Source organism: uncultured Sphingomonas sp., from assembly GCF_913062585.1.
In the GTDB taxonomy this organism is placed as follows: domain Bacteria; phylum Pseudomonadota; class Alphaproteobacteria; order Sphingomonadales; family Sphingomonadaceae; genus Sphingomonas.
On the sequence record NZ_CAJXWX010000015.1, the window covers coordinates 1 to 25,406 of the forward strand.

Here is a 25,406-nt window from a genome sequence, read left to right on the forward strand (position 1 = left end):
CTCAAAGACTGGCGCCGCGTCGCCACCCGCTACGACCGCTGCCCCACCGCCTTCTTCTCGGCCATCGCCCTCGCCGCAACCGTCATCTTCTGGCTATGATCAACGAGTCCTGACCCTAATGGGAATGCCCCGGCCGTCTCTCGGGCCGTTCGTTTGTGGGCAACTTGGCTCGCTTCAGTGTAATGAGGACGCGGCGTCATACTTGTCGAAGACGGGCGCAGTGAGAGTCAGGCGCTGAGGCATTCTGCGAAGCTGCCGCACCTCTGTTCGCGCGACGACGCTCACTTACCGTTTAGGATAGAGGACGGAGGGTTTGATTACACTGCCGCTTCATTCAAGGCCGACCTATTTATTGCAACGGCGCGTCAAATTCATGGCGTTTGTATGTGCGCGCTTGGTGATTAATTATTACCCTTCGCCGGAAGCGCTGCGCGAAATTTTCACAAATCTTAGGCCATTTCTGCAAATTAAATCGGGGCATTCGACTTTATAGGTTTTCCGATTTCCAGAGTGCGAGACATAGCAATGCAATCTATCGTTCGATCATCTATCATCTCCCTTGCCTTTGCTGTCTCACTGCTAACGCCAGCAATGGCGCAGGAGCCGTCGGTACCCTCCTTGCCCGTGAACCAGCGAATACCGGTGAAGGTTATCGTCGTTGCAAATTTTGAGCCGGGGAAGGACACAGGTGACGTTCCCGGCGAATTCCAATTATGGGCCGAACGCGAACATCTGGATGAAGTCATCCCGTTGCCGGGTACGACACACCCCCTGCGACGAAATGCGCAGGGACTTTACGGCATGGTCTGGGGCGGTACCGGCACCCTATTCAGCGACAATGGCCAGCAATTGATCGGTCTGTTGATGGACCCCCGTTTCGACTTCACCAGGACATATTGGCTGTTCACGGGTATCTCGGGTGTCGATCCTGCCGTTGCATCCGTCGGTAGCGCGGCATGGGCGCGCTGGGTAGTACAGGGCGATACTTTGCGCGAGTTCGACGATCGCGAAGTGCCAAAATCTTGGCCCTATGGACTTTTCGCGATTGGTGCGGACAGGCCCGATATGCTGCCGACCAATGGTAACAGCTTTGGCGGAAGCGACGACACGTCTGGGCTGGGCATGGCGATCGAGTTGAACCAGGGATTGGCACGCTGGGCATTTGAACGGACACGTTCGATCCCAATTCCCGATTCTCCCTCGCTTCGTGAGGCGCGCGCCGCATGGAAAGGATATCCCAACGCCCAGCGCCCGCCGTTTGTCCTAATGGGTGAAACGCTGGGGTCGCGCCGCTACTGGCATGGTCCGGGGCGCACCAAGTGGGCGCGCGATTGGGTCAAATTGTGGACGCATAACAAGGGTGTGTTCGCTATGACCAATATGGAAAGCCAGACATTGGCCGGTGCCATCGAACTTGGCGGGAAACTCAAGCTGGTGGATCCGGCACGCGTCATGGTCCTGCGCACGGGCAGCAATCCGTCAATGCCGCCGCCCGGCACGTCGGCAATCGCCAGTGTCGGTGATGAAGGGCCAGGACAAATGGCAGCTTACGAAGCCAATTACCGCGTTGGCGTTCCTGTCGTCCACGAACTGCTCGCCCGCTGGGACATCTATGCCAAAAATATACCGAGCGTCGATCCAAGCTCAAATGATCCGCAAAACTCCTCTCGGTAAGGCATGCCCAGGTGTTTGATCTTACAGTTTGCTGGTGCGATCCTTTCGTTGGAATGGAAGGATGTCGCATGGGACAGGTACGTCATGGGTGCGGCACGACCACGCATGACGCCCCGTCACCGCGCCGTTAAAGCGTCCCGATTGGGATCGAATGAGAATGTCTCGGCTATGCCGGCCGCCGCTCCAATGAAAAAGCACCGGTAGGCTGGATCACCCTCACAGCGGGTTTCTGGCGACGCCATTCTCGTCGAAATTGTCGTCGTCGAGCCAGGCCGTGAAACGATCACGTTGTGCAGGCCACTCAGGCGCCAGGAGGGAGAACCACGCGGTATCACGACGACGGCCCTTCACGATTCCGTCACACCGCCATGTCCCTTCATGGGTGAAACCGAAGCGGCTGGCGGCCCGGATAGACGCTGCGTTCAGGGCGTTGCAGCGCCAGGCGACCCGGTGATAGCCGAGCGCGTAGGCATGGTTCATCATCAGAAATATCGCCTCGGTCGCGGCGCGGGTGCGTTGCAGGACGGGTGAGAACCAGATGCTGCCGATCTCGATGGCCGCATCGTCCGGCGCGATATCACAGAAGGAGGCCCAGCCCGCAGCCGTTCCGCTGGCTCGCGGGATCACGGCGAAGAAGGGTTGCCGGCCGATCCCGGACAATCCCGCGACATGCGCGGCGAACGCCTCCTCCGTCGCGAACGGCCCATAGCGCAGATAGGTGAAGGAGCGATCCGCCCCTTGCGCGACACGCCAGAGATCGGCCGCGTGCGCCATCCCGAGCGGTTCGAGCGTAACGGCGCGACCGGCATGGATATCGAACCCCGGCAATGGCGGAGCCGCACCGGTGACGACGGCACCGAGCGGCAGGTCGTCGGTCCGATCCGGCGCGGGGCCGGCGGTCACCTTAGCCGCCCCGATGCGAGCAGGGCGGAAAGACCTGCTGGAAAGACGATATCCCCGCTCAGTTCGGGGGCGGGTTCGGGCGCAGCGAAGGCGCTGCGGATCGGCAGCACCCCGGCCCAGACCGGGTGCGCCGCCTCATCGCCGTCGCTGGGCGGCTCGGCCCGTGCCTTCACGCTGGCTTCCTCAATGTCGAGGTACAGGACACTGGTTGCCTTCAGTTCCTGCGTGGTCATCGGCCGCAATGTCTCCCAGCGACCAGGGAACAAGCCGTCGGTGAACCGCCGCAGCGCGTCGGCGATCGCGTCTGGCTCCTCGACGACCCGCGCGATGCCGAAGACCATCGCCGAGCGGTAGTTGACCGAATGATTGAAGGCCGACCGCGCCAGCACATAGCCATCCATATGGCTGACGGTCAGGCAGACGCGCTGTCCTTCGGCCTGACGCAGGAAGCGACTGGCGGCGGAGCCGTGCCAATAGACCCGTTCCCCCTCGCGCCAGTGGATGGTCGGCGTGACATAGGGCTCGCCATCGATGACATAACCGACATGGCAGATCGGCGCGGCGTCGAGCACCGCATGGACCGTGCCGGCGGCATAGTCCGCGCGGCGATGCCCACGCCGCACCCGGCTGCGTTCGGTGATCGGATAGGCTTCCTTGTCGGATGAATGATCGGTCGGTGTCATGTGGCCCCCTTGCCTGTCGCGGGACTGCCATGTCGGGAAAGCGGATCGCTGCCCAATGCCACTTGCGCAAAGATCGGCAGTCCAGTTGAAGGAGGCATGGCCGCTACATATCCTGCCACCTGGATCCTGATCGACCGCCGCGCCGGGCATCTGGAACGGCAGATCCATGCTGCCATCCGCGACCGGGTGTTGGCGGGGCAGCTCGTGGGAGGCGAACGCCTGCCCTCCTCGCGCGCGTTGGCGGCGATGCTGGGGGTGGCGCGATCGACGGTCGTGGCGGGCTATGAGTTGCTGCGTGCGGAGGGCTTCGTGACCGGGCGGGCGGGGTCGGCGATGCGGGTGGCCGACCTGCCGCCGGCTCTCGACGGTGCACGTGCAGCGCCGCTGCCGCGATTATCACCGCCGGAACCGGAGCCGGAACGGTTCCTGCCGTTCCGGCCGGGCCTGCCCGATCTCGACAGCTTCCCGCACGAGGGATGGTCCCGCTGCCTGAGCGCCCGTGCGCGCCATCTGCATATCCATGACCTCGGCTACCGCGATGAGAACGGTTTGCCGGCGTTGCGGCAGGCGATCGTCGATCATGTCACGCGGGCACGGGCCGTGCTGGCCGATCCCGAACAGGTCGTCATCAAGCCGTCGACGGCGGCCATCCTGGCGCTGCTCGCGCGGGTGCTGCTGCCGGCTCCTGGCCAGACCGCTTGGCTGGAGGAACCGGGGTATCGCACTGCCCGCGACATCTTTGCTGCGGCAGGCGCCGCGATCGTGCCGCGTCCCTGCGATGCGGAGGGCATGACGATCCGGTGACATGCGCCCCGTTTCTTCATCCACTTGGAACTAGAGACCGGCCCTTGAAGGGACGGACGGAATGAAGCGGAAGCAGTTTTCGGAAGAGCAGATCATCGGCATTTTGAAGGAGGCCGAGGCGGGTGCGGTGGTGACGGAGCTATGCCGCAAGCACGGCATGTCGAGCGCGACCTACTATGCATGGAAGGCGAAGTTCGGCGGCCTGGAGGTATCTGACGCAAAGCGGTTGCGGTCGCTCGAGGATGAGAATGCCCGGCTCAAGCGGCTGCTCGCGGACACGATGCTGGACAATGCGGGGTTGAAAGACCTGCTGTCAAAAAAGTGGTGACGCCCGCCGCGAAGCGACAAGCGGTCGCGCATCTCCAGGCGACGTTGGGGATGAGCGAGCGGCGGGCATGTGCGGTTGTCGGAGCGGATCGCACGAGCATGCGGTATCGCTCCTGCCGGGCAGATGATGGCGACCTGCGGTCGCGTTTGCGTGAGCTGGCGCAGCAGCGCCGGCGGTTCGGCTATCGGCGTCTGCACATCCTGCTGCGCCGGGACGGGATCACGATCAACCGCAAGAAGACCCAGCGGCTCTACCGCGAGGATCGTGCCGGAACAGGCATCGATCCGGGGGATCGATGACCCGGCATGACTGACGGTCAGGCGCCGGAAGAGACGGAGGCGCGCGGTTGGCGCACGGGCGCCCGCGCCGGTGCTGGCGCTTCCCAACCAGCGCTGGAGCCTGGACTTTGTGCACGACCAGTTCGTCACCGGCCGGCGGTTCCGCGTGCTCAACATCGTCGACGACGTGACACGCGAATGCCTCCGAGCGGTGGTAGACACCTCGATCTCGGGCCGGCGGGTCGTGCGCGAGTTGAACGATCTGATCGCCGAGCGGGGCAAGCCGAAGATGATCGTCAGCGACAACGGGACCGGACTGACGTCGAACGCGGTGCTCGCCTGGTCAGGCGATGCAGGCGTCGAATGGCATTACATCGCGCCGGGCAAGCCCACACAGAATGGGTTCGTCGAGAGCTTCAACGGTCGCATCCGCGACGAGCTGCTCAACGAGACGCTGTTCTTCACCATCGGTCAGGCCCGCTCGATCCTCGCCCGCTGCGTCGACGACTACAACACCGAGCGACCGCACTCGTCGCTCGGCTACGCCACTCCGGCAGCCTTCGCTGCCGGGCTCGAACAGCAACGGGCGGGGTTAACCCCGCCCGTTGCTTCACCTGCGCCCATGCGCGACAACACCGGTCGGTCTCTGGTTGCCGCTGGATGAAAGACCGGGGTCACGTCACCGCCAATGTGCACAACGACCTGACGTCGTCGCCTCAGCCAACGCCCGGTACAGAGGCGGCCAGGATCGGCGGCAATGGGGATCTCGTGCTTCGTTTGCCTGGTCGCAGCAAAGGTGAAGCATGCCCAGGCGCAAAGGCCGCTTCTGCGCTCGTTATCCCATCAGCGAAGAGTGCGACAACCATATTCAGCGAACTGCCTATCTTTACACATCAAACACCTCTCCGTGCCTGTCTCGATGCCAAGATCGGCGACAGCGACCGACATCCGCGCGGGATCGTCGGCGCGCGGAAGCCACTCGGCCGCCTATGCGAGGATCGTGAGCCGCCGCTTCGACAGGGCGGACCGTCGGGGGTATCTGGACGTGCTGCCAAAGGGACATGGCCGCCACCTGTATCGTTGCGACCCGTTCCCGGTGACAAAACCGCCCAGAAGGCTAAGCCGGCTTTCGCTTTAGCCTACATCAGTATTCCGCCGAGTCCGGGGCCGCGGCTCCCGGTGCCGCGGCCAGCCGGGCATGCAGGCGCAGGGCGTAGTCAGCCGCCAAGGGGTGCTCGGCGCCCAGTGTCGGGCGGCTCAGCAGCATGATCTTGCGGGTGATGACCGGCGCGACGAGGCGGATCAGGCGGATGCCGTCCTGATGGTGCACCATATGGGTGTAGAGGCGCGGCAAGATGCCGACGGCGAGCCCGCTGCGCACCAACCCGTAGAGCGATTCGACGTGGTCGACGCGATAGCGCGGCGAGGCGGCGAGGCCGTAGGGCAGCAGCGCGGCGGCGGCGAGTTCGCCGATGCTGCCGCCGGCGAAATGCACGATCTGCGACGCCGCCAGCGCACGCCAGGGCTGGGCGTCGCGGCGGGCGAGCGGATGCGCGTCGCTGGCGACGAGCAACAGGTCGTCCTCCACCAGCAGGTGCCGGTCGAACGGCGCGTCGGCGGCCGATGCCGCGCTGACGATCATGTCGAGCCGCGCCTCGCGCAGCCCCTGCACCAGCTCGTCGCTGCGCCCGTCCGACAGGTGCACGTCCGGCGCCGCGTCGTCCGCGTCGAGCGCCGCGACCGCCTGCGCCACCATCGCCATGGCCGACGGCATCACGCCGATGCGGATCGCCGGCCGCTGGTGCGTCAGCGCCGCGCGCATGTCGACGAAGGCATGGCCAGCAGTGGTGAGCAGCCGCTCGACATGCGGCAGCATGGCGCGGCCCGCCTCGCTCAGCGCGACCGCATGGGTGGTGCGGTCGAACAGCACGATCTCCAGCCGCCCCTCCATCTGACGGATCGTCGCGCTGAGCGCGGGTTGCGTCACCGCCAGGTCGGCCGCTGCACGACTGAAGCTGCCGAACCGCGCCACCGCGGCGAAACTGCGCAACTGCCGCAACGACAGCGCCTGGAGGCGCGTCGCCAGTTGATCCGCCCGCATCGCCATCATCTCCTCGGCTGCCACCCGTCGGTCATAAGGAATGATGATAAGCAGATAGGATGAAAATCATAGCGATTGCTGACCGACCCATTATCCTGCCCCCGTCGTCCGATGAATCCCCCTGAGAGGATCACGGAGGACGGGGGGATGACACCCGGCCGCGACAAGCGGCGGACCAGCCAGGGCAATGCAGGTGGACATGAGTGGCCGTCGAGCGGGAGAACCCGCCTGCGGCCGGTAACACGCGCGAGACGGTGCCATGCGGTGCCGGCTGGCGAGTCATGTGGGGGCGCCGCCGATGTTGAACCGTTCCGTTTTCCTGACCTCGACCCGCGGCATGAGCCGCCTGACCGTATCGACCAGCGCGTTGCTCGCCGCCCTTGGCGTGGCGCTGCCCGCCGCGGCCCAGGACGCCCGGCAGCAGGATACTGCGCAGCAGGTCGCGTCAGCCTCTGACGCCCCCGATGCCGCACCGCCCGCGAACGATATCGTCGTCACCGGATCGCGCATCCGCACCCCGAATGCGACCAGCGTCAGCCCGATCAACACCGTGTCCGGCGCCGAGATCAGCGCGCGTGGCGCAACGCGGGTGGAGGACCTGATCAACACCCTTCCCCAGGCCTATGCGGATCAGGGGGGCGGCAATCGCGGCGGCACGGTCGGCGCCAGCGGCACCGCGACGATAAACCTGCGCAACCTGGGCAACCAGCGCACGCTGGTGCTGATCGACGGTCGCCGATTGATGCAGGGCGACCCCGCCCGCGGCGCGGCGCAGGCCGCCGACATCAACAACGTGCCGGCGGCGCTGATCCAACGCGTCGACATCGTCACCGGCGGCGCCTCCGCCGTCTATGGCTCGGACGCCCTGGCCGGCGTCGTCAACTTCATTCTGAAGCGCGACTTCGACGGCCTCCAGCTCGACGCCACCGCCGGCCTGTTCACCCACACCAACGACAATCCGATCAGCAGCGTCGCGCGCGCCGCCGGCGTCGCTCCTTATAGCGGCGACAACAAGGACGGCGGCCAGCAGAGCGTATCGCTGACGTTCGGCAAGAACTTTGCCGGCGGCCGCGGCAACGTCACCGCCTTTGTCGGCTATCGCTCGATCGACGGCGTCGGCACCGCCGCGCGCGACTTTTCGAGCTGCAACCTCAATGCGACCGCCGCCGGCTATGCCTGTTCGCTGTCGAGCGCGACCTCGCCCGCGCAATTCCAGTTGACCAACCCCGTGACCGGCGCAGTGCGTGGCAGCTTCACGCTGGATTCGGCAACCGGCAACAGCCTGCGCGCCTATCGCAGTTCGGACGGCTTCAACAACGGCAACACCTACGACCTGCAGGCGCCGGACAAGCGCATCAATGCCGACCTGTTCGCCAACTACAAATTCTCCGACGCCGCCGAAGCCTATGGTGAATTCATGTTCATGCGCGACGAAGCGGACATCCGCCTGTCGCCGACCGCGACCTTTTCGGTGCCGTTCAGCGTCAATTGCTCCAATCCCTTTCTGTCGGCGTCGGAGCGCAACCAGATCTGCACCTCGGTCGGCCTGACCAATGCGCAAAGCGCGACGGTGATCGTCTCGCTGCGCAATGCCGCAGGCGGGTCGCGCCACGATTACACCAACCATGAAAGCTATCGCGGCGTGCTCGGCCTGCGCGGCGACGTGTCGTCAAACTGGCATTATGACATTTACGGTCAGTATGGCCGGACCAATTACGATTCGCGCCTGATCAACGATTATTCGCTGGCCCGCTTCCGCAACGCGCTTCGCGCCGTCACCAACGGCAATGGGCAGATCGTGTGCGAATCGGCGGCGACCAATCCGTCGTGCGTACCGATCAACATCTTCGCGATCGGCGGCATCACGCCGGACGCGCTGAACTACGTCCAGAACACCGTGACCCGCACCGGCTATACCGAGGAAGCGATCGCCAGCGCGTCGTTGACCGGCAATCTGGGCGTCACGAGCCCGTTCGCCAGCCACGGTGTCGGCGTCGCGATCGGTGCGGAATATCGCCGCGAGGAAATCCGCTTCACGCCCGACCAATTCTATTCGAGCCGCGACGTCGCCGGCAATTCGGGTGGCGAGTTTCCGATCGCCGGATCGTTCGACGTGAAGGAAGTCTATGGCGAGGTCCGCGTGCCGCTGGTCGAGGACAAGCCGTTCGTCCGCAGCCTGAACGTCGAGGGCGGCGTGCGCTATTCCAGCTATAGCACGGCCGGAAACACCTGGGCATACAAGGCCGGCGCCGACTGGTCGCCGGTCAGCGACATCCGCTTCCGCGGCAGTTACCAGCGCGCGGTGCGGGCGCCCAATCTGGTCGAGCTGTTCGGTCCGCAGCGGCAGGTGACGGCCAGCATCTCGGACCCTTGCGAAGGCACCACCCCGCGCGCGACCGCCGCGCAATGCGCCCAGAGCGGCGTCACCGCGACGCAATATGGCCTGATCGCGCCCGCCGCGGGGCAGCAGTCGGGCGCGCTGATCGGCGGCAATCCGCGGCTGGAACCGGAAACCAGCAACACCACGTCGTTCGGCGTGCAGCTTACCCCGCGCTGGCTGCGCGGCATCACGATGACCGCCGACTATTTCGACATCGACGTCAAGAAACTCATCACCACGGTGCCCGCGGGCATCACGCTGAACCAGTGCATCACGCAGGGCGTGTTCTGCGACCTGATCCGCCGCAACCCGGCGACGGGATCGCTGGTGACGGGCGGCTTCGTGACCACCACCAGCATCAATTCGGGCTATCTGAAGACCAGCGGCATCGACCTGTCGGTCGCCGCCGACCAGAATCTCGCCGACATCTTCGGCGGCAATCCGGGCCGCCTGACGATCAATGCGGCTGGCACGTCGACGCGCAAATACGAGACGCAGATCCTGCCGGGATCGCCACCCTATCGCTGCGACGGCTATTTCGGCGTGACCTGCGGCGTGCCGATCCCCAAGTGGCGGCACCGTGTGCTCGTCACCTATACGCTGCCTGACGGCGTGGCACTCTCGGCCACCTGGCGGCACCTCAGCGAAGTGCGCAATGACCGGTCGAGCAGCGCGCCCTATCTGAGCGGCACCTATTACGCCTATGACAAATACCTGCCGACCATGGATTATCTCGACCTGGGCGTGTCGATCGCCGTCGCGCGCCGCTACACGCTGCGGCTGGGAGTGAACAACGTGTTCGACAAGGATCCGCCGCTGACCGCCAGCACCGGCACCGGCCAGGTGAGCAACGGTCCCTTCTATGCGGGCATTTACGATGCGCTCGGCCGCTATGTGTTCGCCGGCGTGAGCGCGCGGTTCTGATGCGCGGCGTCAGGCGTCGGCTGGTGGGCATGGGGGCGGCGCTGGTCGCCGCCCTGTCGGCGCCTGCCACCACCGCGCAGCAGCCGGCATCCGCGGGACCGGTCCGCATCTTCTTCGACAACGACTTTCTCGGTCCCGGCCAGAGCAATATCCAGGCGATGATCCCGTTGTTGCGCGACGAGCGGGTCGTGCTGGACGGCGTGGGCGTCGTCACCGGCGATGCCTGGCTGACCGAGGAGGTGCAGCATCTGTTGCGCTTCCTCGAAATCGCGCGGCGCTCCGACGTCAAGGTTCATGCCGGGGCCGAGATGCCGTTGCTGCGCACGCCTGCGGAAATGGCCAATTGGGAGGCGGCGTTCGGCAAGGTGCCGTTCAAGGGTGCCTGGAACGCGCCGCGACCGGGCCGCAGCTATCACCCCGATCAGCCCAGGCTGATACCGCCGATGCCGGAAGGCACGCCCGCGCTGAAGCCGGCGGCAGACGATGCCGTCACCGCGCTGATCCGCACCGTCCGCGCGCATCCGGGGGAGGTGACGATCGTCGCGGCGGGCCCCCTGACCAACATCGCGCTTGCACTGCGCATCGCCCCCGATCTGGCGGATCTCGCCAAGGGCATCGTGATCGAGGCGGGCAAGGTCGATACCGGCTTCGGCCGCGCGACGGGCAACACCGATTATGCCACCGATTTCAACTTCCTGTTCGATCCGGAGGCCGCGCACATCGTCCTGACCGCACCGTGGAAACGGATCACCGCGGTCGGCAACGTATCGTCCAGCGTCAAGATGACGCCCGAACTCGCCGACCGTATCGCCGCCTCGGGCAAGCCGGTAGGCGACTATGTGAAGCGCTACGCCCGCCTGGGCCAGCCGCTGTGGGACGAGATCACCGTCGCCGTCGCCATCGACCCGAGCATCGTCACCGAAGACGTCGTCGCGCATCTCGACGTCGAGACGCAGCGCAGCGCCAGCTATGGCCAGCCGTTGATCTGGAAGCCGGACATGGCCCCCGCCGGGACGCGCGAGGTGCATCTGGTGCGGGCGATCGACGCCCAACGCTTTACCCGCCGCTTCGTCGAACAGGCCGGGCGATGAGCGTTGCCCGCCTGCTGGAGCATCGCTTCGACCTTGCCGCCCGAGGCACCACGCCCGCGCGCGAAGCGATGGCAGGGCTGACCAGCTTCCTCGCCGCGGCCTATCTGATCGTCGTCATCCCGTCGCTGTTGTCGAGCGGCGGCATGGATCGGGGCGCCGCCACCACCGCCGCGATCCTGCTGCTCGCGGGCGGCAGCGCGGCGATGGGGCTCTATGCCAACCTGCCCTTCCTGGTCGGTCCCGGCATCGGCGGATCGGCGATCCTCGGCGTGACGCTGGCGCAGGTGGAGGGCGTGCCCTGGCCGGTCGGGCTGGGCATCGCATTATGCTCGGGTCTGGCGTTCCTTGCCCTGACGCTTACCGGCGCGCGCGAACTGGTGGTTCGGATGATCCCCCCGCAGATCAAGCTGGGGCTGGGGGCGTCGATCGGCCTGTTCATCGCGTTGCTGGGATGCCGCGACGCCGGCATGGTGGCGGTCAACGCCCGGTCGAATGCGCTGGCGCTGGGCGATTTCGCCGCCCCCGGCCCGATCGTCGCGTTGATCGGGCTGGCCGTTGCGGTCGCCTTGCAGGCGCGGCGCGTGCCGGGGGCGATCCTTGCCGGCATCGCCGCCGCCGCGCTGGCGGGCATTCCCTATGGGCTGACCACGCTGCACGGCGCTGTCTCGCTGCCGCACGGCATCGCGCCGGTCGCCTTCCGGCTCGATCCGGTCGGGGCGCTGACGCTCGCCGCGCTGCCCTATATGTTCGCCTTCTTTGCGGGCGAATTCTTCTCGACGCTGGGCACGACGCTGGCGATCGGCGCCAAGGCCGGGCTGACCGATGACGAGGGCAACCTGCCCGGAATCGAGCGGCCGTTCCTGATCGATTCGATCGCGGCGACCGTCGGCCCGCTGATCGGCATTCCCGCCGGCACCGCGCTGGTCGAATCCGCCGCCGGGGTCGAGGCGGGCGGGCGGACCGGGCTGACGCCACTGGTCGCCGCGCTCTGCTTCCTCATGACCCTGGCGCTGCTGCCGGTCGCGATGGCGATCCCCCGTGCCGCCACCGCGCCGGCGCTGATCCTCATCGGCATCTCGATGTTCGGCACGCTGGCCCGCGCGCACCAGGGCGATGCGCTCGACCAGTTGCCCGCGATGGCGATGGTGCTGCTGACGCTGATCTCCAACAGCTTCGGCACCGGTATCGCCGGTGGGCTGCTCGCGCATGTTCTGGTCATGCTGCTGGCCGGGCGGGTTCGCGAGCTGCCGCTCGGCCTGATCGTCCTCAGCATCCCGCTGGGCTATTATTTCTACACTGCCGCCACCGGACATTGACCCCTCATGCCTCAGCCTGCCCAGCTCGGGAACGTTCCCGAGAGCCCCATCGGCCGTCCCGTCTCGCCCGAGCAGCGCGCCTTCTTCCGTGCCATCCCCAAGGTGGAACTGCACTGCCATCTGCTGGGCGCAGTCCGCCACGACACCTTCGCCGAGCTCGCCGCACGCCACCGCGCCCCGGTGACGCCCGACGAGATCGCCGGCTTCTACACCCGCGGCGAGAAGCCGGTCGGTGTGCTCCATGTCCTGCGCACGCTGGAACGGCATCTGCTGCTGGAGCCCGAGGCGTTCGAGCGCATCGCCTATGAATATCTGGCGGATGCGGCGGCGGAGAATGTCCGGCACGCGGAGTTCTTCTGGAACCCGACCGCCAGCATGCGCGACCAGGGCCTGGCCTATGCCGAGATGCAGGCGGCCATCTTCGCCGGCATGACGCGGGCCGAGGCGGATCATGGCATCTCGTCGCTGCTGATCCCCAGCATCGACCGCGAGGCGGGCGCGGAGGCCGCGCTCGACATGGTGACCGCGATGGTCGCGCATCGCGACCCGCGCGTTGCGGGGATCGGCATCGATTATCGCGAAACCGACAACCCGCCCGAACGGTTCATCGAAGCCTATACGCTCGCCCGGGAGTCCGGCCTGCGCGCCACCGCCCATGCCGGTGAGTTCGGGGAGCCATGGACCAATGTCGAAACGGCGGTCGATCGGCTGGGGGTCGACCGGATCGACCATGGCTATACGATCGTCGACAATCCGGCGCTGGCGCAACGCTACGCCGAGGCGGGCACGGTGTTCACCATCGTCCCGACCAATAGCTGGTATCTGCGCACGCTGCCGCGCGAGCGCTGGGCGCTGGATCACCCGATCCGCCGCATGGCCGAGCTGGGGCTGCGGCTGCACCCCAATACCGACGACCCGACGTTGCACAACGTCACACCGGCCGGGGCGTGGGAGCTGATGTATTCGCACCTCGGCTTCGATCTGGCGGCGTTGCGCGCCATGATGCTCAACGGCATCGCGGGAAGCTGGGCCACGCCGGCACAAAGGGACCGGTGGCAGGCGGACTTCGCGCACGACTTCGACGCTGCGGCGGCCGCGACGGACCTCGCGTGACCGGAGGTGCGACCGCCGCGGTCGTCCGCCTGAGCACCGCCGCGGCGGCGAACGTGCCGCCCGACGTCCAAGCGATGGCGAAGCTCTGCATGCTCGACTGGTTCGGGCTTGCCATCGCCGGCCAGCAAGAGCCGGTTACCCGGCTGTTGCTGGCGGAGGTACACGAAGAAGGGGCGACGCCGGTCGCGACGATCCTGGGTGCGGGGCACCGGTTCAGCGGGCGCCAGGCGGCACTGGTACATGGCGTCGCCGGCCATGCGCTCGACTATGACGACGTGAACCTCGCGATGCACGTCCATCCCACGACCGTGCTGCTGCCACCGCTGCTGGCGCTGGCCGAGATGCGGGCGCTGGACGGCGCAGCGGTGCTGCGGGGATTCGTGGCGGGGTATGAGGCCGCGGGGATGATCGGTGCGGCGATCAGTGGGCCGCATTACGCCCGCGGCTTCCACGCGACCGGCACGATCGGGGCGCTGGGCGCGGCAATGGGGTGCGCTCATGCGCTTGGCCTCGACGATGCGGGACAGGCACGCGCGCTAGGGCTGGCCGCATCGATGGCCGCGGGCCTGAAGGCGCAGTTCGGCACGATGGCGAAGCCGATGCATGCCGGCCGGGCGGCGGAGGCCGGTCTGCTCGCCGCGCTACGCGCCGAGCGCGGCATCACCGGCTGCGCGACCATGCTGGAGGCGCGGCAGGGTTTCGCCGACACGCTCGGCGATGGCTGGCCGGCGACGGCGCCCGTCTGGACCGGCTATCACCTGCGCGACAATCGCTTCAAATTCCATGCCGCCTGCTTCGGGGTGCATGGTACGCTGGAGGCGATCGGCGCGTTGCGGCATGAGCATGGCTTTGCCGCGGACGACGTTCGGGCGGTGCGACTGACGGTGCATCCGTCACTCAATGCGATGTGCAACCTGTCCGAACCGCAGGACGGCCATGCCGCCAAGTTCAGCCTGCGCTTCAACGCCGCGCTGGCGCTGGCCGGCCGCCCTACCGGCGATATCCGCACCCATGCGGACACAATCGTCGCGGATGCGGCGATCCGTCGCCTGCACGACCGTGTCACCGTCATACTGGCATCCGGCGACTGGCCGGAGGACATGACCGCGGTCGAGATCGACCTCGGCGACGGCCGGACGCTCCGTGCCATGCACGACATGGCCGCCCAGCGCCTGACGCCCGGCGTCGCGGCGCCTCGGCTCGCCGCCAAGTTCGACGCGCTCGTCGCGCCGCGGATCGGCGCCGCCGCCGCCGGACGCCTGCGCGCGGCAATCGACCGCTTCGAAGCGCAGTCGGTGACGGCCTTGCTGGCGATGGTGTCGCCGCCCCGGTGACGTCCGCGCCCGAACGCGATTGCAAGATGTGGCCGAACAACCGATTCCAGGAATCGTCGGCGACACGCCGAACGATAAAGTTGGGCGCAATGCCGATGGGCCGCATAGAACAGCACGAGCGGCGGTTTTCGACGCAAACAGTCCCAGCAGGTCTTGACCCACATCAGGACATTCAGGTGTCATCTTCCGAGTTCCAACTTCGGACACCCATTAGGGTCGAAACCCAATCAGCCCCTTGAGGGATGCTGATTTTCCTGATTCACCGGGGCATGAATCAGGAGGAGTGACGCATAGCGCTGTTCTGGTTGTCGGATGAAGCGTGGGCGGCGATCGAGCCGCATTTACCCAGGAACCAGCCCGGTGCCCGGCGGGTTGACGACCGGTGGGTAATCTCGGGCATGGTGCACGTGCTGAAGGTTGGCTGCCGCTGGTGCGATTGCCCGGTCGATTACGGGCCATCCACGACGATCTGCAACCGGTTCAACCGCTGGTCACGCCGTGGCTTCTGGCTCAAGCTGCTCGACGCGCTGGTGGATGCTGGCGTGGTTGCAAAGAGCACAGCGATCGACAGCCCCTACATCAAGGCACAACGCGCGGCATTTGGCGGAAAAGGGCGCGCCATATCCAGGCGATCGGTCGCTCGCGCGGCGGATGGACGACCAAGATTCACGCGCTACCGATGTTATCGGCCGCCCCTATGTCCTGATGCTGACGGCCGGCAACATCAGCGACGTGAAAGCGGCACCTGTGCTTCTCGAACGGGCCGGCCGCATGTGTTACCTCCTTTCTGACAAAGGCTACGATGCCGACCGGCTGCGCCGCTCGCTCCGTGACGCTGGAGCCGTTCCCGTCATTGCGGGGCGACGAAACCGCAAACGCACAATCCGCTACGACAAGGACAGGTACCGCGCCCGCCACCTTATCGAGAACGCGTTCTGCCGTCTTAAGGACCTCCGCCGTGTCGCCACCCGCTATGACAAACTCGCCGCCAACTTCCTGTCCGGCGTCGCCGTCGCAACCGCGCTCGCCTTCTGGCTCTGCTGGAGTCTCAGCCTTAGCACGACGATTTTCAGCATGGGCCGAAACAATGCAGCCAACAGTGCGCAGTGCAAAGCGATCACCCGAATAACGCCGCTCGGATGCCGGAAGCACCGCACCAGCGGGGGCCACGACGCCTCATGCGCGTCGGCGACGTCACGGCGCGCAAGGCGGGTTTCACGGTTCGGTTATCAGAGCCATGACCAGCTCCGAACGCACCTCGCCGACTTCATGGCTGCCTACAACTTCGCTCGCCAGCTCAAAACTCTCATCGGCCTCACACCCTACGAATACATCACCAAGATCTCGACGTCAGAGCCAGACCGGTTCATCGTCTATCCGATCCACCAGATGCAGGGAACGACCCCCTACGCAAGCCACGCCTATCTTATCAACCCAATGCTCTAAGTTTCTGCTCGCCGCCATCAGTTTGCGACAATAATTTCATCGCTCTCATCTCATCGACAGGACGACTGAACAGATAGCCCTGCAGCGTCGTGCATCCATTCTTGCGAAGTTGAGCGAACTGTCGATCGTCTTCGACCCCTTCTGCCGTCGTATCCATCTTCAGCGCGGTGGCGAGGTCGACGATCGCTTTGACGATGGCAGCGGCGCTGGCATCGTTGGCCACGTTGGTGACGAACGAGCGATCGATCTTGATCTTGTCGAATGGGAAGGACCGCAAATAGCTAAGCGAGGAATATCCCGTTCCGAAGTCGTCCAGCGCTATTCGCACCCCGAGCGCCTTGAGCATGTGGAGGATTTGCAGGACGTTGGACTCGCCATCCAAAAAGACCGATTCCGTGATCTCGATTTCCAACCGCTCCGGAGCCAGGCCGCTTTTGGAGAGGGCTTGGAGCACGATCGCGCTGAAGCCTTGCGCGCGGAACTGAAGCGGCGAGACATTGACCGCGATGCGGATATGCGTCGGCCATGCCGCCGCGATCCGGCAAGCTTCATGCATCACCCATTCGCCAATCTGGAGGATCAAGCCGCATTCTTCGGCGATAGGGATGAAATCGGCCGGCGAAATATGGCCCTGCTGAGGGTGCGGCCACCGCAGCAGCGCTTCGAACCCCTTGATCGCGCCATTGTCGCCCGCGACGATCGGCTGGAAATACAGGCGGAGATCGCCGGACCGGATCGCGACGCGCAAATCCGTCTCGATCTGACGACGTCGTCGCGCGGCCTCGTCCAACGATTGCTCGAAGAAGCGGAAACCGCCACGCCCATCGGACTTGGCCCGGTACAGCGCCAGGTCCGCATTCTTCAGCAGGGTCATGCCGTCGCGACCGTCGGTCGGGAACATGGCGATACCGACACTTGCGCCGACGACGGTCGTGTGACCGCCCACGTCCCACGGCTCGGCCAGCGCCTTCACAATTGCCTGTGCCAGCCGCCGGGGGCGTTCGGAATGGGCCTCTACGCCAATGATGATCGCGAACTCGTCTCCGCCCAGTCGTGCGACCATCGCGCCGTCCGCCAACCGCAACAGCAACTGGCCGACATCGCGCAGAAGCGCATCGCCGACCGGGTGGCCCAGCGTGTCGTTGACACCTTTGAAGCCATCCAGGTCCAGGCACAGGACCGCGACCTCCTCGCCCAGCCGCTGCGCGCGCGCCACCGCCTGGTCGAGCGTCTGTTGAAAGAAGGCCCGGTTCGGCAGGTCGGTCAGGCCGTCATGGAATGCCAGATGCGAGATGCGCTGCTCGCGCTCCTTGATGCCCAGCGACATGCGATTGAATGATGACGCCAGCCGCCCGACCTCGTCCTGGCTGACCACCTCGACCTCATGCCGCTCCCCATTTTCGAGCAGCCGGGCCGCCGCATCCAGGGCCGCGATCGGCTTCGCGATGCCGCCCGCCAACCGCCGGGTGCCCAGGACGATGAGGACGAGCCAGACGACCCCGGCGATCACCAACCCGATCTGGATCGAACGATAGGACTCCATGGCCCGCGCAATGGGGTAGGACAGGAGGAGGGCAACCTGTGCCGACCCGTCCGGTTGCCTCGGGGCGGTGAACGATCATGTGCCAAGAGCATTTTCCCTTGGTGACAACACCATAGCTCCGGAGCCTTGCGACCATGAAGACCAGTGGCAACACCATCCTGATGACCGGCGGTGGCAGCGGTATCGGGGAAGCGCTGGCGCATCGTTTCCATGATCGGGGCGACACGGTCATCATCGCGGGGCGTCGCCGCGATGCGCTGGAGGCCGCAGCCAGGGGACGGGATCGCATCCATGTCGTCACGCTGGACGTCGAGGACGGCGCGGCGGTCGACGCCTTTGCCGCAAAGGTCGTCGCCGACTTCCCCGCACTCAACGTGCTTTTCAACAATGCCGGGATCATGCGGTTCGAGGACCTGACCCGGCGGCGTGACCTGTCGGATGCCGAAGCCACGCTGACCACCAACTTGCTGGGACCGATCCGGCTGACGAACGCGCTGATCGAGCATCTGACGGCACAGCCGGATGCGGCCATCGTCAACGTGACCTCGGGCCTGGCCTTCGTGCCACTGGTCGCGACCCCGACCTATTCGGCGACCAAGGCAGCGATCCATTCCTATACCGTGTCGCTGCGCACCCAGCTGGCAGGCAAGGTGGAGGTGATCGAAGTAGCACCGCCGGGCGTGCAGACTGACCTGACCCCGGGCCAGGCCAACCGCCCCGGCTATATGCCGCTCGACGCCTTTGCCGATGCGGTCGTGGCGCAGTTCGCCCAGTCGCCCACCCCTTCCGAAATCCTGGTCGACGAAGTCCAGTTCCTGCGCCAGGCGGAGCGCGAGGGGCGGTTCGACGAAACGCTGAAGACGCTGACCGAACGCGCCGCGCGCCAGCGGGAAGCGGGCGGCGCTTGACTCCGCCTACCAGCCCATGCTGCCGGGGCCGCCCTTGAACGGCCCGGCCAGATCGGCGGTGATCCAGCCGCCGTAAAAGCCGCCCGGCTGGGGCCGCACCGTCTCGCCATCCACGCTGCACCGGTCGAGCGGCGCGGCGTAGAATGCGACATGGTCGCGCAGGATCGCGAAAGCGGGCGTGGGATTGGGATAGCTCCACGCCACATCGCGCAGCAGCTGGCCGCCGATTTCGACATGCCAATAGACCGCCTGCCCCTTCCACTCGCAAAAGGATCGCCGGTCGGACGGGCGCAGCACGCCGGGCACGATATCGGCGGGCGGCAGGTACCAGCTGGGTGGATGGCTGGTCTCCAGCGTGCGGACCGCTGCGCGGCTGTCGGCGAGAAGGATGCCGCGATGCTCGATGCGGATATGGCGGTCGCTCCGCTCGGCAATGGCGGGACGCGGATAGGACCAGACGCTTTCCTGACCGGGGGCGACGGGATCGGGCTTCATCGGGCCATGCTTTCGGATTGCGGGGTGTAGCGCGACAGGTCGGGCTCGTGCGCGTCGCCTCCGCCGAACAGCCGGGCGGCGGCCCGGGCGACGATCGGCTGGCTGGTGAGTGACAGTATCGCATGGAGGATATGGATGCCGGTCCGGCTATGCGGGTTCGCCAGCCGGGGGACGAAACGCGGGATGCCCTGCGCCTTGTCGACCATCGGCCGCATCGCCTTGTCATAGGCACCGAAGGCCGTGCCGAGCGATGCCGCGCGGATCATCTCGCCCGCCAGCACCCGCGCGCCCGTCACGGCGAGCGTCGCGCCGACGCCGCCCAGCGGCGTGACGCACCACGCCGCATCGCCGCACAGCGCCACCCTGCCCTTCGACCAGCGCGGCATTCGTACCTGGCGGAGCACGTCGAAATAAAAGTCGGACGTGTCCGCCATGCCCGCCAGCACGCGGGGCCCCTGCCAACCGACATCGGCAAAGGTTTCGCGCAGCCATGTTTTTTGCCGCGCGACATCCCAATCCTGTTCGCCTTCGGGCGGCTTCTGCACGCACAACATCGCGCGGGTCGTGCCATGCCGATCGGGGCGGAGCGACACGCTGCGCCCGCCCGGTGCATGATACCAGCGCCAGAGCCGGTCATCCTCGGCGACACGCGGGATGGTGAAATAGGCCATGGTCATGTGCATCCAGCGCGGCCGGTTCTCGCCCGGAAAGACCAGTTCGCGCGTCGCCGAGCCCACGCCCTCGGCCACCAGTACCGCATCGAACCGCTCCGTCGCGCCGCTCGCGAAACGCACGATCGCCACGTCGTCGCGCTGGTCGATCGCCACCACATGGTCGCCGAAGCGATAGCGGGCCGTGCCCCGCGCCGCCTCGAACAACAGCTGGGCCAGATCGCCGCGCAGGATCTCCATTTCCGCCGTCGGCCCGTCCTGGCCCAGCTCGGCGGTCAGGAACCGCGCGGCGATCCGTCCGCGCCCGTCGATCCAGGCGGTGCCCTTCTCGCCGGTGCCCGCCGCCAGCGCCGCCGCCTCCAGCCCCATCTCGCGCAGCACCGATCGTCCCGCGCCGCGCACATCGACATTCTGCCCGCCATCGCGAAAGGCGGGGGCGCGTTCGACCACCGCCACCTCATATCCGGCGCGGCTGAGCCACCAGGCCAAGGCGTTGCCCGCGATGCTGGCGCCGGTGATCAGAACCCTGGTCGACACGCGTTCGTCTCCTTTGGCAGCATAACGCCGGGCGAAGGAAAAGTGACGAGGGACGGGATGCGGCCATGACATATGTCACTGCCGCGTGAGGCCATGGCGAAGCACAAGAGGCGTATCTTCAATCGGGGGATCGACCGATGCTTCTGACCGCCCTGGCGCTCGCCGCCGCCCTTCCAATCGCGACGCTACCGCCGATCGTCCCGCCCGAGGCGATCGCCATCGCCCCGCGCCCGATCCGCCAGCCCGACCTGATCGGCAACCTGTATCTGCCCGACCGGACCGGCCGGGCGCCCGCGATCCTGCTGCTCGGCGGGTCGGAGGGCGGGCTGGGCCAGGCGACCGCGCGGGAAGCAGCGGCGCTGGCCGCGCATGGCTATGTCGTGCTGCAACTGAGCTATTTCGGCAGCCCCGGACAGCCGCCCGCGCTGAAATCCATTCCGATCGAAACCTTCACCCATGCGCTCGACTGGCTGAAGGCCCGGCCCGAGGTCGCGGCCGACCGGATCGGCATCATCGGCACCTCCAAGGGCGCCGAGGCCGCATTGCTGGTCGCGTCGCGCCGACCAGACCTGAAGATCGCCGTCATGGCCGCGCCGTCAAGCGTCGTCTGGCCGGGGATCGGCGGTGCCGAAATGGTCACCGAATCCTCCTGGACCGAAGGCGGACAGCCGGTGCCCTTCACCCCCTATGGCTGGACCGGCGCGTGGAAGGGCATTCACGCGCTCTACGCCGATGGGCTGGCCGACCCGGCCAAGGGCGCGCTCGGCACCATTCCGGTGGAGCGCAGCCGCGCGGCGATCATCCTGGTGTGCGGCGAAGCCGACACGCTCTGGCCCGCCTGCCCCATGGCCCATGCCGTCGAGGCGCGATTGCGACAGGCGCAATATCGACCGGGCGTCACGGTGCTGTCCTATGCCGATGCCGGGCATTTCGTCTTCGGAACGCCGGTTGACACAGGCAGTCCCGATGCGGCGCGGCTGGCAAGCCTGGGCGGCACGACGGACGGCGTGATCGCCGCACGGACCGACAGCTGGACCAAGGTGCTGGCCGCGCTCGACCGGGTGCTCCGGCCGGGAGAGGCGCGATGACCGACCATCTCGGCGATGTCGCGCGGCTGACCCGCGTGTCGAAGCGGCTGGGCGGTCGCCCGGTGCTGGCCGGACTGGACCTGGGCGTGCGCGCAGGGGAAGTGACCGCGCTGCTCGGCCCCAATGGTGCGGGCAAGACCACCTCGGTCTCGCTGCTGACCGGGCGGATCGCGCCCGATGACGGTGCGGCGACGCTGTTCGGGCTCGATCCCCGGCGCCCCGCCGCGCGGCGGCGAATGGGCGTCATGCTGCAAAGCGCAGGGTTGCCCGATGTGCTGACCGTCGCGGAGGTGGTGACGCTCCAGTCCGGCTATTATCCCGATCCGCGCCCGCTGGCCGAGACGCTGGCGCTGGCCGGGCTGAGCGATCTGGCGGAACGGCGCTGCGCCGCGCTGTCGGGCGGACAGGCACGGCGCGTCCATTATGCGCTGGCGATCTGTGGACGGCCCGACCTGCTCGTCCTGGACGAACCGACCGCCGCGATGGATCGCGGTGCGGCCCGGGCGCTGTGGAGTACCGTCCGCACCCTCGCCGATGAGGGCGCGGCGATATTGCTGACCAGCCATGATCTGGCAGAGGCGGATGCGCTGGCCGACCGGATCGTGGTGATGGACGCCGGACGGATCGTCGCCGACGATACCTCCGCCGCGATCCGCGCAAGGGCGGGCGGTTCGGTGATCCGCTGCCGCAGTACGCTGACCACCGCCGTCGCCGCACATCTGCCCGCCGCCCGAGAGGGTGATCGGGAAGGTGCAGACCTGCGCATCGTCACGGCGGACGCGGTCGCGACCGCGCGGGCGCTGCTCGACGTCGATCCGGCGCTCACCGATCTGCGCATCGCCGACGCCACGCTGGAGGACGCGATCGCGGCGCTACTCGCCGCTGGGCAGGAAAGGATCGCCGCATGACCGCCGCCACCCTGTCCCCGATATATAGGCCGCCCTCGGGCATCTGGTATCGGGAAGTCGTCGCCGAGCTGAAGCGCACCGCGCGCCTGCCGCAATTCCTGTTGCCGACCGTGCTGACGCCCGCGGCCTTTTACGGCCTCTTCACGCTGGCGGTCGCCAAGTCGCCATCGCCCGCCTTCGCCGCCGCGACGCTGGCCGGATATGGCGTGTTCGCCGCCACGGGCCCGGCCCTGTTCGGCTTTGGCGCGGGCGTCGCGATGGAGCGCGAGCAGGGATTGATCGAGCTGAAGCGCGTCTCGCCCATGCCCGCCGGGGCCTATGTCGTCGCCAAGCTGGTCGCCTCGGTCGTCACGACCGCGCTGGCCCTGGCGCTGATCGACGCGCTGGCGATCTTGGCGGGCGTGCGGCTGTCCGCGGAGACCTGGGTCGCGCTGACCTTGCTGCATCTGGGGTCCGCCATCCCATTCGCGCTGATCGGCTTCGGCATGGGAATGCGGATGAGCGGCAAGGGCGCGGTGGCGATCGCCAATGCGCTGTTCCTGGGCGGGTCGGTGCTGGGCGGGCTGTGGATCCCCAGCGCGATGCTGCCCGGCTGGATGCGTTCGCTGGGAGAGGTCACGCCCTCCTATCATCTGGGCCAGCTGGCACGCGCGATCATCGGTGTCGACACGATCGGGACGCCCGGCGGCCACCTGTTCGCGGTGGCGGCGATGACGGCGGCGGCCATCGCCTGGGCCTGGACCGGCTGGCGAAAGAGCCCTGCTTGACCGGCCGGGCCCTGCTCGGCGAAAAGCCGGTCATGCGAACGGCGGGCGAGCGGTGGTGGGATGGCCCCTGGCCCTGGCTGATCTATCTGATCTTCGTGCCGCTGCCCTGGCTTTGGGCGTCGCCCAAAGCGGCGACGATCCTGTGGACGCTGCTGGCGATGGCCGTGTTCCTGCCGCTCTATGCACTGGCGCACCGGGTCAGGGGGCCGCGCCTGATCGCCGCCTGCATGGCGATCACGGCGATCGGCATCGCGCTCTCGCCGCTGCCGGTCGGGTGGACGACCTTTTCCATCTATGGCGCGGCCGAGATGGGCACCCTGTCGCCCCGGCGGGCCGCGATCCGAGGGCTGATCGTCATCGCCGCGCTGACCGCCGCGACCGGGCTGCTTCAGGGCCAGCCGCTGCTGTGGTGGCTGCCGGGCGTCTTGCTGGTCGCGATGACCGGTGGCGCCACCATCTCGCGTCAGGCTTTCTACGAACGCACCCAGGCGCTGATCGCGACGCAGGAGGAGGTACGCCGCCTCGCGGGCATGGCCGAGCGCGAGCGGATCGCGCGCGACCTTCACGACGTGGTCGGCCGCACCCTGACGCTGGTCGCGCTGAAGGCCGATCTGGCGACACGGATGCTCGACCGCGATACCGATAGCGCCCGTGCCGAGATCGGCGAGATCGCGGCGGCGGCACGCGCCGGGCTGGCCGAGGTTCGCGCCGCACTGGCGGGCCAGGCGGGCGGCGGGCTGGTGCAGGAGGCCGCCGCCTCGCTCGCCGCGCTGCGGACGGCAGGGGTGACAGCGACGCTGACGGGCGATCCCGCCGATATTCCCGCCAATGCGGGCGCGGTGCTGGCCATGACCCTGCGCGAGGCGGTGACCAACGTGATCCGTCATGCCGGTGCCCATCGCTGCGCCATCGCGGTCGCCATGGGGCCGGAGGACGCGATGCTGGTGGTCGAGGATGACGGCAGTGGCCTGTCCTTTCGCGAAGGCAACGGCCTGACCGGTATGCGCCAGCGGCTGGTCGCGGCGGGCGGTGCGCTGGCGCTCTCCACCACCCGTCCCGGCACCCGGATCGAGGCGCGAGTGCCCGCATGACATCCATCCGCCCCGACCCCATCCGTATCGTCATCGCCGAGGACCAAGTGATGGTGCTCGGCGCGATCGCGGCGTTGCTGGCACTGGAGCCGGATTTTGCGATTATCGGCCGGGCCGCCGATGGCGATGCCGCGCTCGATCTGGTGCGGCAACTGCGCCCCGACATATTGCTGACCGATATCGAGATGCCGGGACGGACCGGCCTGGACCTGGCGCAGATCGTGTCGAAGGAGATGCCGGGCACGGCGGTCGTCATCGTCACGACCTTCGCCCGCCCCGGCTATCTCGCCCGCGCACGAGCGGCCGGGGTACGCGGCTATCTGCTGAAGGACGCACCGGTCGACGATCTGGCCGCCGCGATCCGTAGCGTCGCGGGCGGAGGCCGCGCCATCCCAGCGCATCTGGCAGCGGCGGCGTGGGAGGTCGGCGACGATCCGCTGACCGATCGCGAGCGCGACACGCTGCGCCTGGCCGAGGAAGGGCTGTCGAACAAGGACATCGCCCGCCGCCTGGGCCTGTCGCCCGGCACCGTCCGCAACTACCTGTCCGATGCCGCCGCCAAGCTGGGGGCCGCCAACCGGATCGAGGCGGGGCGGATGGCGCGGGCCAATGGTTGGCTTTGAGGGCGCCGCCAAGCGGCGGCACCCCGCCCCGGATCACGCGGCCAGATAGCGTTCCAGCTCGTCGCTGCCACCGATCCGCGCATCGTCGATGAAAATCTGCGGCGTGGTCGCGACGCCCTGTTCCGCCTTGAACGCCTCGACCTCGTCGCGCGACGCCAGGATGCGGTCGTCGACCGTAAAGCCCGCCGCCTCCAGCATCTGCTTCGCGCGGACGCCGAACGGGCATGTATGCTCCGGCAGGACCATCCGATAGAGGATTGCCGTCTTTTGCTCTGCCATTCTCGTCTCCCTTTTCGCCTGTTGGTCGGAGCGTCGATCGGCGCAAAGGGTTCCACGACCGACGCTGGCCAAACGCAGAACTCCGGCAAATGCTAAGCCGGGGCATGGCGGGAACGGACGA

Annotated in this window: 20 protein-coding genes and 4 pseudogenes; 17 read left to right on the forward strand and 7 right to left on the reverse strand. The window is 67.1% G+C overall.

Features of this window, described 5'->3' with window-relative positions; translation table 11 throughout:
• Both QZ546_RS11090 and QZ546_RS11095 read left to right on the forward strand, forming a co-directional pair.
• Positions 1–99, forward strand: a pseudogene (locus QZ546_RS11090) (IS5/IS1182 family transposase); the annotation flags it as partial.
• A gap of 543 nt (positions 100–642) precedes the next feature.
• Positions 643–1,674 (forward strand): purine nucleoside permease, encoded by a 1,032-nt coding sequence (locus tag QZ546_RS11095; protein WP_294237239.1) that lies wholly within the window; start codon positions 643–645, stop codon positions 1,672–1,674.
• Positions 1,675–1,890: 216 nt separating this feature from the next.
• Here QZ546_RS11095 and QZ546_RS11100 read toward each other — a convergent pair whose 3' ends face one another.
• Together QZ546_RS11100 and QZ546_RS11105 are read right to left on the reverse strand one after the other, a co-directional pair.
• Positions 1,891–2,577: a GNAT family protein gene (locus tag QZ546_RS11100; protein ID WP_294237242.1), complete on the reverse strand. Its 687-nt coding sequence runs from the start codon at positions 2,575–2,577 to the stop codon at positions 1,891–1,893.
• Complete coding sequence (locus tag QZ546_RS11105) at positions 2,574–3,260, reverse strand: pyridoxamine 5'-phosphate oxidase family protein (RefSeq protein ID WP_294237245.1); 687 nt, start codon at positions 3,258–3,260, stop codon at positions 2,574–2,576. Before QZ546_RS11105 ends, QZ546_RS11100 begins: the two co-directional genes overlap by 4 nt.
• A 96-nt stretch (positions 3,261–3,356) precedes the next feature.
• On the opposite strand from QZ546_RS11105, the gene QZ546_RS11110 reads away from it, so the two are divergent.
• Positions 3,357–4,064: an aminotransferase class I/II-fold pyridoxal phosphate-dependent enzyme gene (locus QZ546_RS11110; protein ID WP_294237247.1), complete on the forward strand. Its 708-nt coding sequence runs from the start codon at positions 3,357–3,359 to the stop codon at positions 4,062–4,064.
• A 61-nt stretch (positions 4,065–4,125) separates the two neighbouring features.
• Positions 4,126–5,334 (forward strand): annotated as a pseudogene (locus QZ546_RS11115) (IS3 family transposase).
• Between the two features lie 480 nt (positions 5,335–5,814).
• On the opposite strand, the gene QZ546_RS11120 reads toward QZ546_RS11115, so the two are convergent.
• A complete protein-coding gene (locus tag QZ546_RS11120) occupies positions 5,815–6,795 on the reverse strand; it encodes a LysR family transcriptional regulator (RefSeq protein WP_294237250.1) in 981 nt (326 codons plus the stop codon).
• A gap of 274 nt (positions 6,796–7,069) precedes the next feature.
• Between QZ546_RS11120 and QZ546_RS11125 the strand changes: the two genes are divergently transcribed.
• The 7 genes and pseudogenes from QZ546_RS11125 to QZ546_RS11155 all read left to right on the forward strand — a co-directional run.
• On the forward strand, positions 7,070–10,075 hold the full coding sequence (locus tag QZ546_RS11125) for a TonB-dependent receptor (RefSeq protein WP_294237253.1): 3,006 nt from the start codon (positions 7,070–7,072) through the stop codon (positions 10,073–10,075).
• A complete protein-coding gene (locus QZ546_RS11130; RefSeq protein WP_294237255.1) occupies positions 10,075–11,166 on the forward strand; it encodes a nucleoside hydrolase in 1,092 nt (363 codons plus the stop codon). Before QZ546_RS11125 ends, QZ546_RS11130 begins: the two co-directional genes overlap by 1 nt.
• Complete coding sequence (locus QZ546_RS11135; RefSeq protein ID WP_294237258.1) at positions 11,163–12,482, forward strand: NCS2 family permease; 1,320 nt, start codon at positions 11,163–11,165, stop codon at positions 12,480–12,482. The genes QZ546_RS11130 and QZ546_RS11135 overlap by 4 nt, the downstream gene beginning before the upstream one ends.
• A gap of 6 nt (positions 12,483–12,488) precedes the next feature.
• Complete coding sequence (locus tag QZ546_RS11140) at positions 12,489–13,595, forward strand: hypothetical protein (RefSeq protein WP_294237261.1); 1,107 nt, start codon at positions 12,489–12,491, stop codon at positions 13,593–13,595.
• Positions 13,592–14,929 (forward strand): MmgE/PrpD family protein, encoded by a 1,338-nt coding sequence (locus tag QZ546_RS11145; protein WP_294237265.1) that lies wholly within the window; start codon positions 13,592–13,594, stop codon positions 14,927–14,929. The genes QZ546_RS11140 and QZ546_RS11145 overlap by 4 nt, the downstream gene beginning before the upstream one ends.
• A 290-nt stretch (positions 14,930–15,219) precedes the next feature.
• Positions 15,220–15,964, forward strand: a pseudogene (locus QZ546_RS11150) (IS5 family transposase); the annotation flags it as partial.
• A 177-nt stretch (positions 15,965–16,141) separates the two neighbouring features.
• Positions 16,142–16,375: pseudogene (locus QZ546_RS11155) on the forward strand (hypothetical protein); the annotation flags it as partial.
• On the opposite strand, the gene QZ546_RS11160 reads toward QZ546_RS11155, so the two are convergent.
• Entirely contained in the window at positions 16,359–17,834 is a 1,476-nt protein-coding gene (locus tag QZ546_RS11160) for an EAL domain-containing protein (protein WP_294237267.1), read from the reverse strand. The pseudogene QZ546_RS11155 and the gene QZ546_RS11160 sit on opposite strands and share 17 nt — an antisense overlap.
• A 218-nt stretch (positions 17,835–18,052) precedes the next feature.
• Here QZ546_RS11160 and QZ546_RS11165 point away from each other — a divergent pair, with 218 nt between their 5' ends.
• A complete protein-coding gene (locus QZ546_RS11165) occupies positions 18,053–18,826 on the forward strand; it encodes an SDR family oxidoreductase (RefSeq protein WP_294237270.1) in 774 nt (257 codons plus the stop codon).
• Between the two features lie 6 nt (positions 18,827–18,832).
• Here QZ546_RS11165 and QZ546_RS11170 read toward each other — a convergent pair whose 3' ends face one another.
• Together QZ546_RS11170 and QZ546_RS11175 are read right to left on the reverse strand one after the other, a co-directional pair.
• Positions 18,833–19,321 (reverse strand): DUF427 domain-containing protein, encoded by a 489-nt coding sequence (locus QZ546_RS11170; RefSeq protein ID WP_294237272.1) that lies wholly within the window; start codon positions 19,319–19,321, stop codon positions 18,833–18,835.
• Positions 19,318–20,529, reverse strand: coding sequence for an FAD-dependent monooxygenase (locus QZ546_RS11175; protein WP_294237275.1), 1,212 nt, complete (start codon positions 20,527–20,529; stop codon positions 19,318–19,320). The genes QZ546_RS11170 and QZ546_RS11175 overlap by 4 nt, the downstream gene beginning before the upstream one ends.
• Positions 20,530–20,666: 137 nt before the next feature.
• Here QZ546_RS11175 and QZ546_RS11180 point away from each other — a divergent pair, with 137 nt between their 5' ends.
• From QZ546_RS11180 to QZ546_RS11200, 5 genes are read left to right on the forward strand one after another with little or no spacing between them, the layout of a single operon-like run.
• Positions 20,667–21,617: an acyl-CoA thioester hydrolase/BAAT C-terminal domain-containing protein gene (locus tag QZ546_RS11180; protein WP_294237277.1), complete on the forward strand. Its 951-nt coding sequence runs from the start codon at positions 20,667–20,669 to the stop codon at positions 21,615–21,617.
• A complete protein-coding gene (locus QZ546_RS11185) occupies positions 21,614–22,525 on the forward strand; it encodes an ABC transporter ATP-binding protein (RefSeq protein ID WP_294237280.1) in 912 nt (303 codons plus the stop codon). The genes QZ546_RS11180 and QZ546_RS11185 overlap by 4 nt, the downstream gene beginning before the upstream one ends.
• Positions 22,522–23,292 carry an ABC transporter permease gene (locus QZ546_RS11190; protein ID WP_294237283.1) on the forward strand — a complete coding sequence of 257 codons (771 nt, stop codon included), beginning with the start codon at positions 22,522–22,524 and terminating at the stop codon, positions 23,290–23,292. Before QZ546_RS11185 ends, QZ546_RS11190 begins: the two co-directional genes overlap by 4 nt.
• Positions 23,289–24,383: a histidine kinase gene (locus QZ546_RS11195; RefSeq protein WP_294237286.1), complete on the forward strand. Its 1,095-nt coding sequence runs from the start codon at positions 23,289–23,291 to the stop codon at positions 24,381–24,383. Before QZ546_RS11190 ends, QZ546_RS11195 begins: the two co-directional genes overlap by 4 nt.
• Positions 24,380–25,006 (forward strand): DNA-binding response regulator, encoded by a 627-nt coding sequence (locus tag QZ546_RS11200; protein WP_294237288.1) that lies wholly within the window; start codon positions 24,380–24,382, stop codon positions 25,004–25,006. Before QZ546_RS11195 ends, QZ546_RS11200 begins: the two co-directional genes overlap by 4 nt.
• Before the next feature lie 33 nt (positions 25,007–25,039).
• Here QZ546_RS11200 and QZ546_RS11205 read toward each other — a convergent pair whose 3' ends face one another.
• Complete coding sequence (locus tag QZ546_RS11205) at positions 25,040–25,285, reverse strand: glutaredoxin domain-containing protein (RefSeq protein WP_294237289.1); 246 nt, start codon at positions 25,283–25,285, stop codon at positions 25,040–25,042.
• Between the last annotated feature and the right edge of the window lie 121 nt (positions 25,286–25,406).

Coding starts and splice junctions, on each gene's coding strand:
- QZ546_RS11105 (WP_294237245.1), bottom strand. CDS start 3,260: ATGACACCGACCGATCATTCATCCGACAAGGAAGCCTATCCGATCACC.
- QZ546_RS11165 (WP_294237270.1), top strand. CDS start 18,053: ATGAAGACCAGTGGCAACACCATCCTGATGACCGGCGGTGGCAGCGGT.
- QZ546_RS11110 (WP_294237247.1), top strand. CDS start 3,357: ATGGCCGCTACATATCCTGCCACCTGGATCCTGATCGACCGCCGCGCC.
- QZ546_RS11170 (WP_294237272.1), bottom strand. CDS start 19,321: ATGAAGCCCGATCCCGTCGCCCCCGGTCAGGAAAGCGTCTGGTCCTAT.
- QZ546_RS11140 (WP_294237261.1), top strand. CDS start 12,489: ATGCCTCAGCCTGCCCAGCTCGGGAACGTTCCCGAGAGCCCCATCGGC.
- QZ546_RS11135 (WP_294237258.1), top strand. CDS start 11,163: ATGAGCGTTGCCCGCCTGCTGGAGCATCGCTTCGACCTTGCCGCCCGA.
- QZ546_RS11180 (WP_294237277.1), top strand. CDS start 20,667: ATGCTTCTGACCGCCCTGGCGCTCGCCGCCGCCCTTCCAATCGCGACG.
- QZ546_RS11185 (WP_294237280.1), top strand. CDS start 21,614: ATGACCGACCATCTCGGCGATGTCGCGCGGCTGACCCGCGTGTCGAAG.
- QZ546_RS11190 (WP_294237283.1), top strand. CDS start 22,522: ATGACCGCCGCCACCCTGTCCCCGATATATAGGCCGCCCTCGGGCATC.
- QZ546_RS11125 (WP_294237253.1), top strand. CDS start 7,070: ATGTTGAACCGTTCCGTTTTCCTGACCTCGACCCGCGGCATGAGCCGC.
- QZ546_RS11205 (WP_294237289.1), bottom strand. CDS start 25,285: ATGGCAGAGCAAAAGACGGCAATCCTCTATCGGATGGTCCTGCCGGAG.
- QZ546_RS11200 (WP_294237288.1), top strand. CDS start 24,380: ATGACATCCATCCGCCCCGACCCCATCCGTATCGTCATCGCCGAGGAC.
- QZ546_RS11130 (WP_294237255.1), top strand. CDS start 10,075: ATGCGCGGCGTCAGGCGTCGGCTGGTGGGCATGGGGGCGGCGCTGGTC.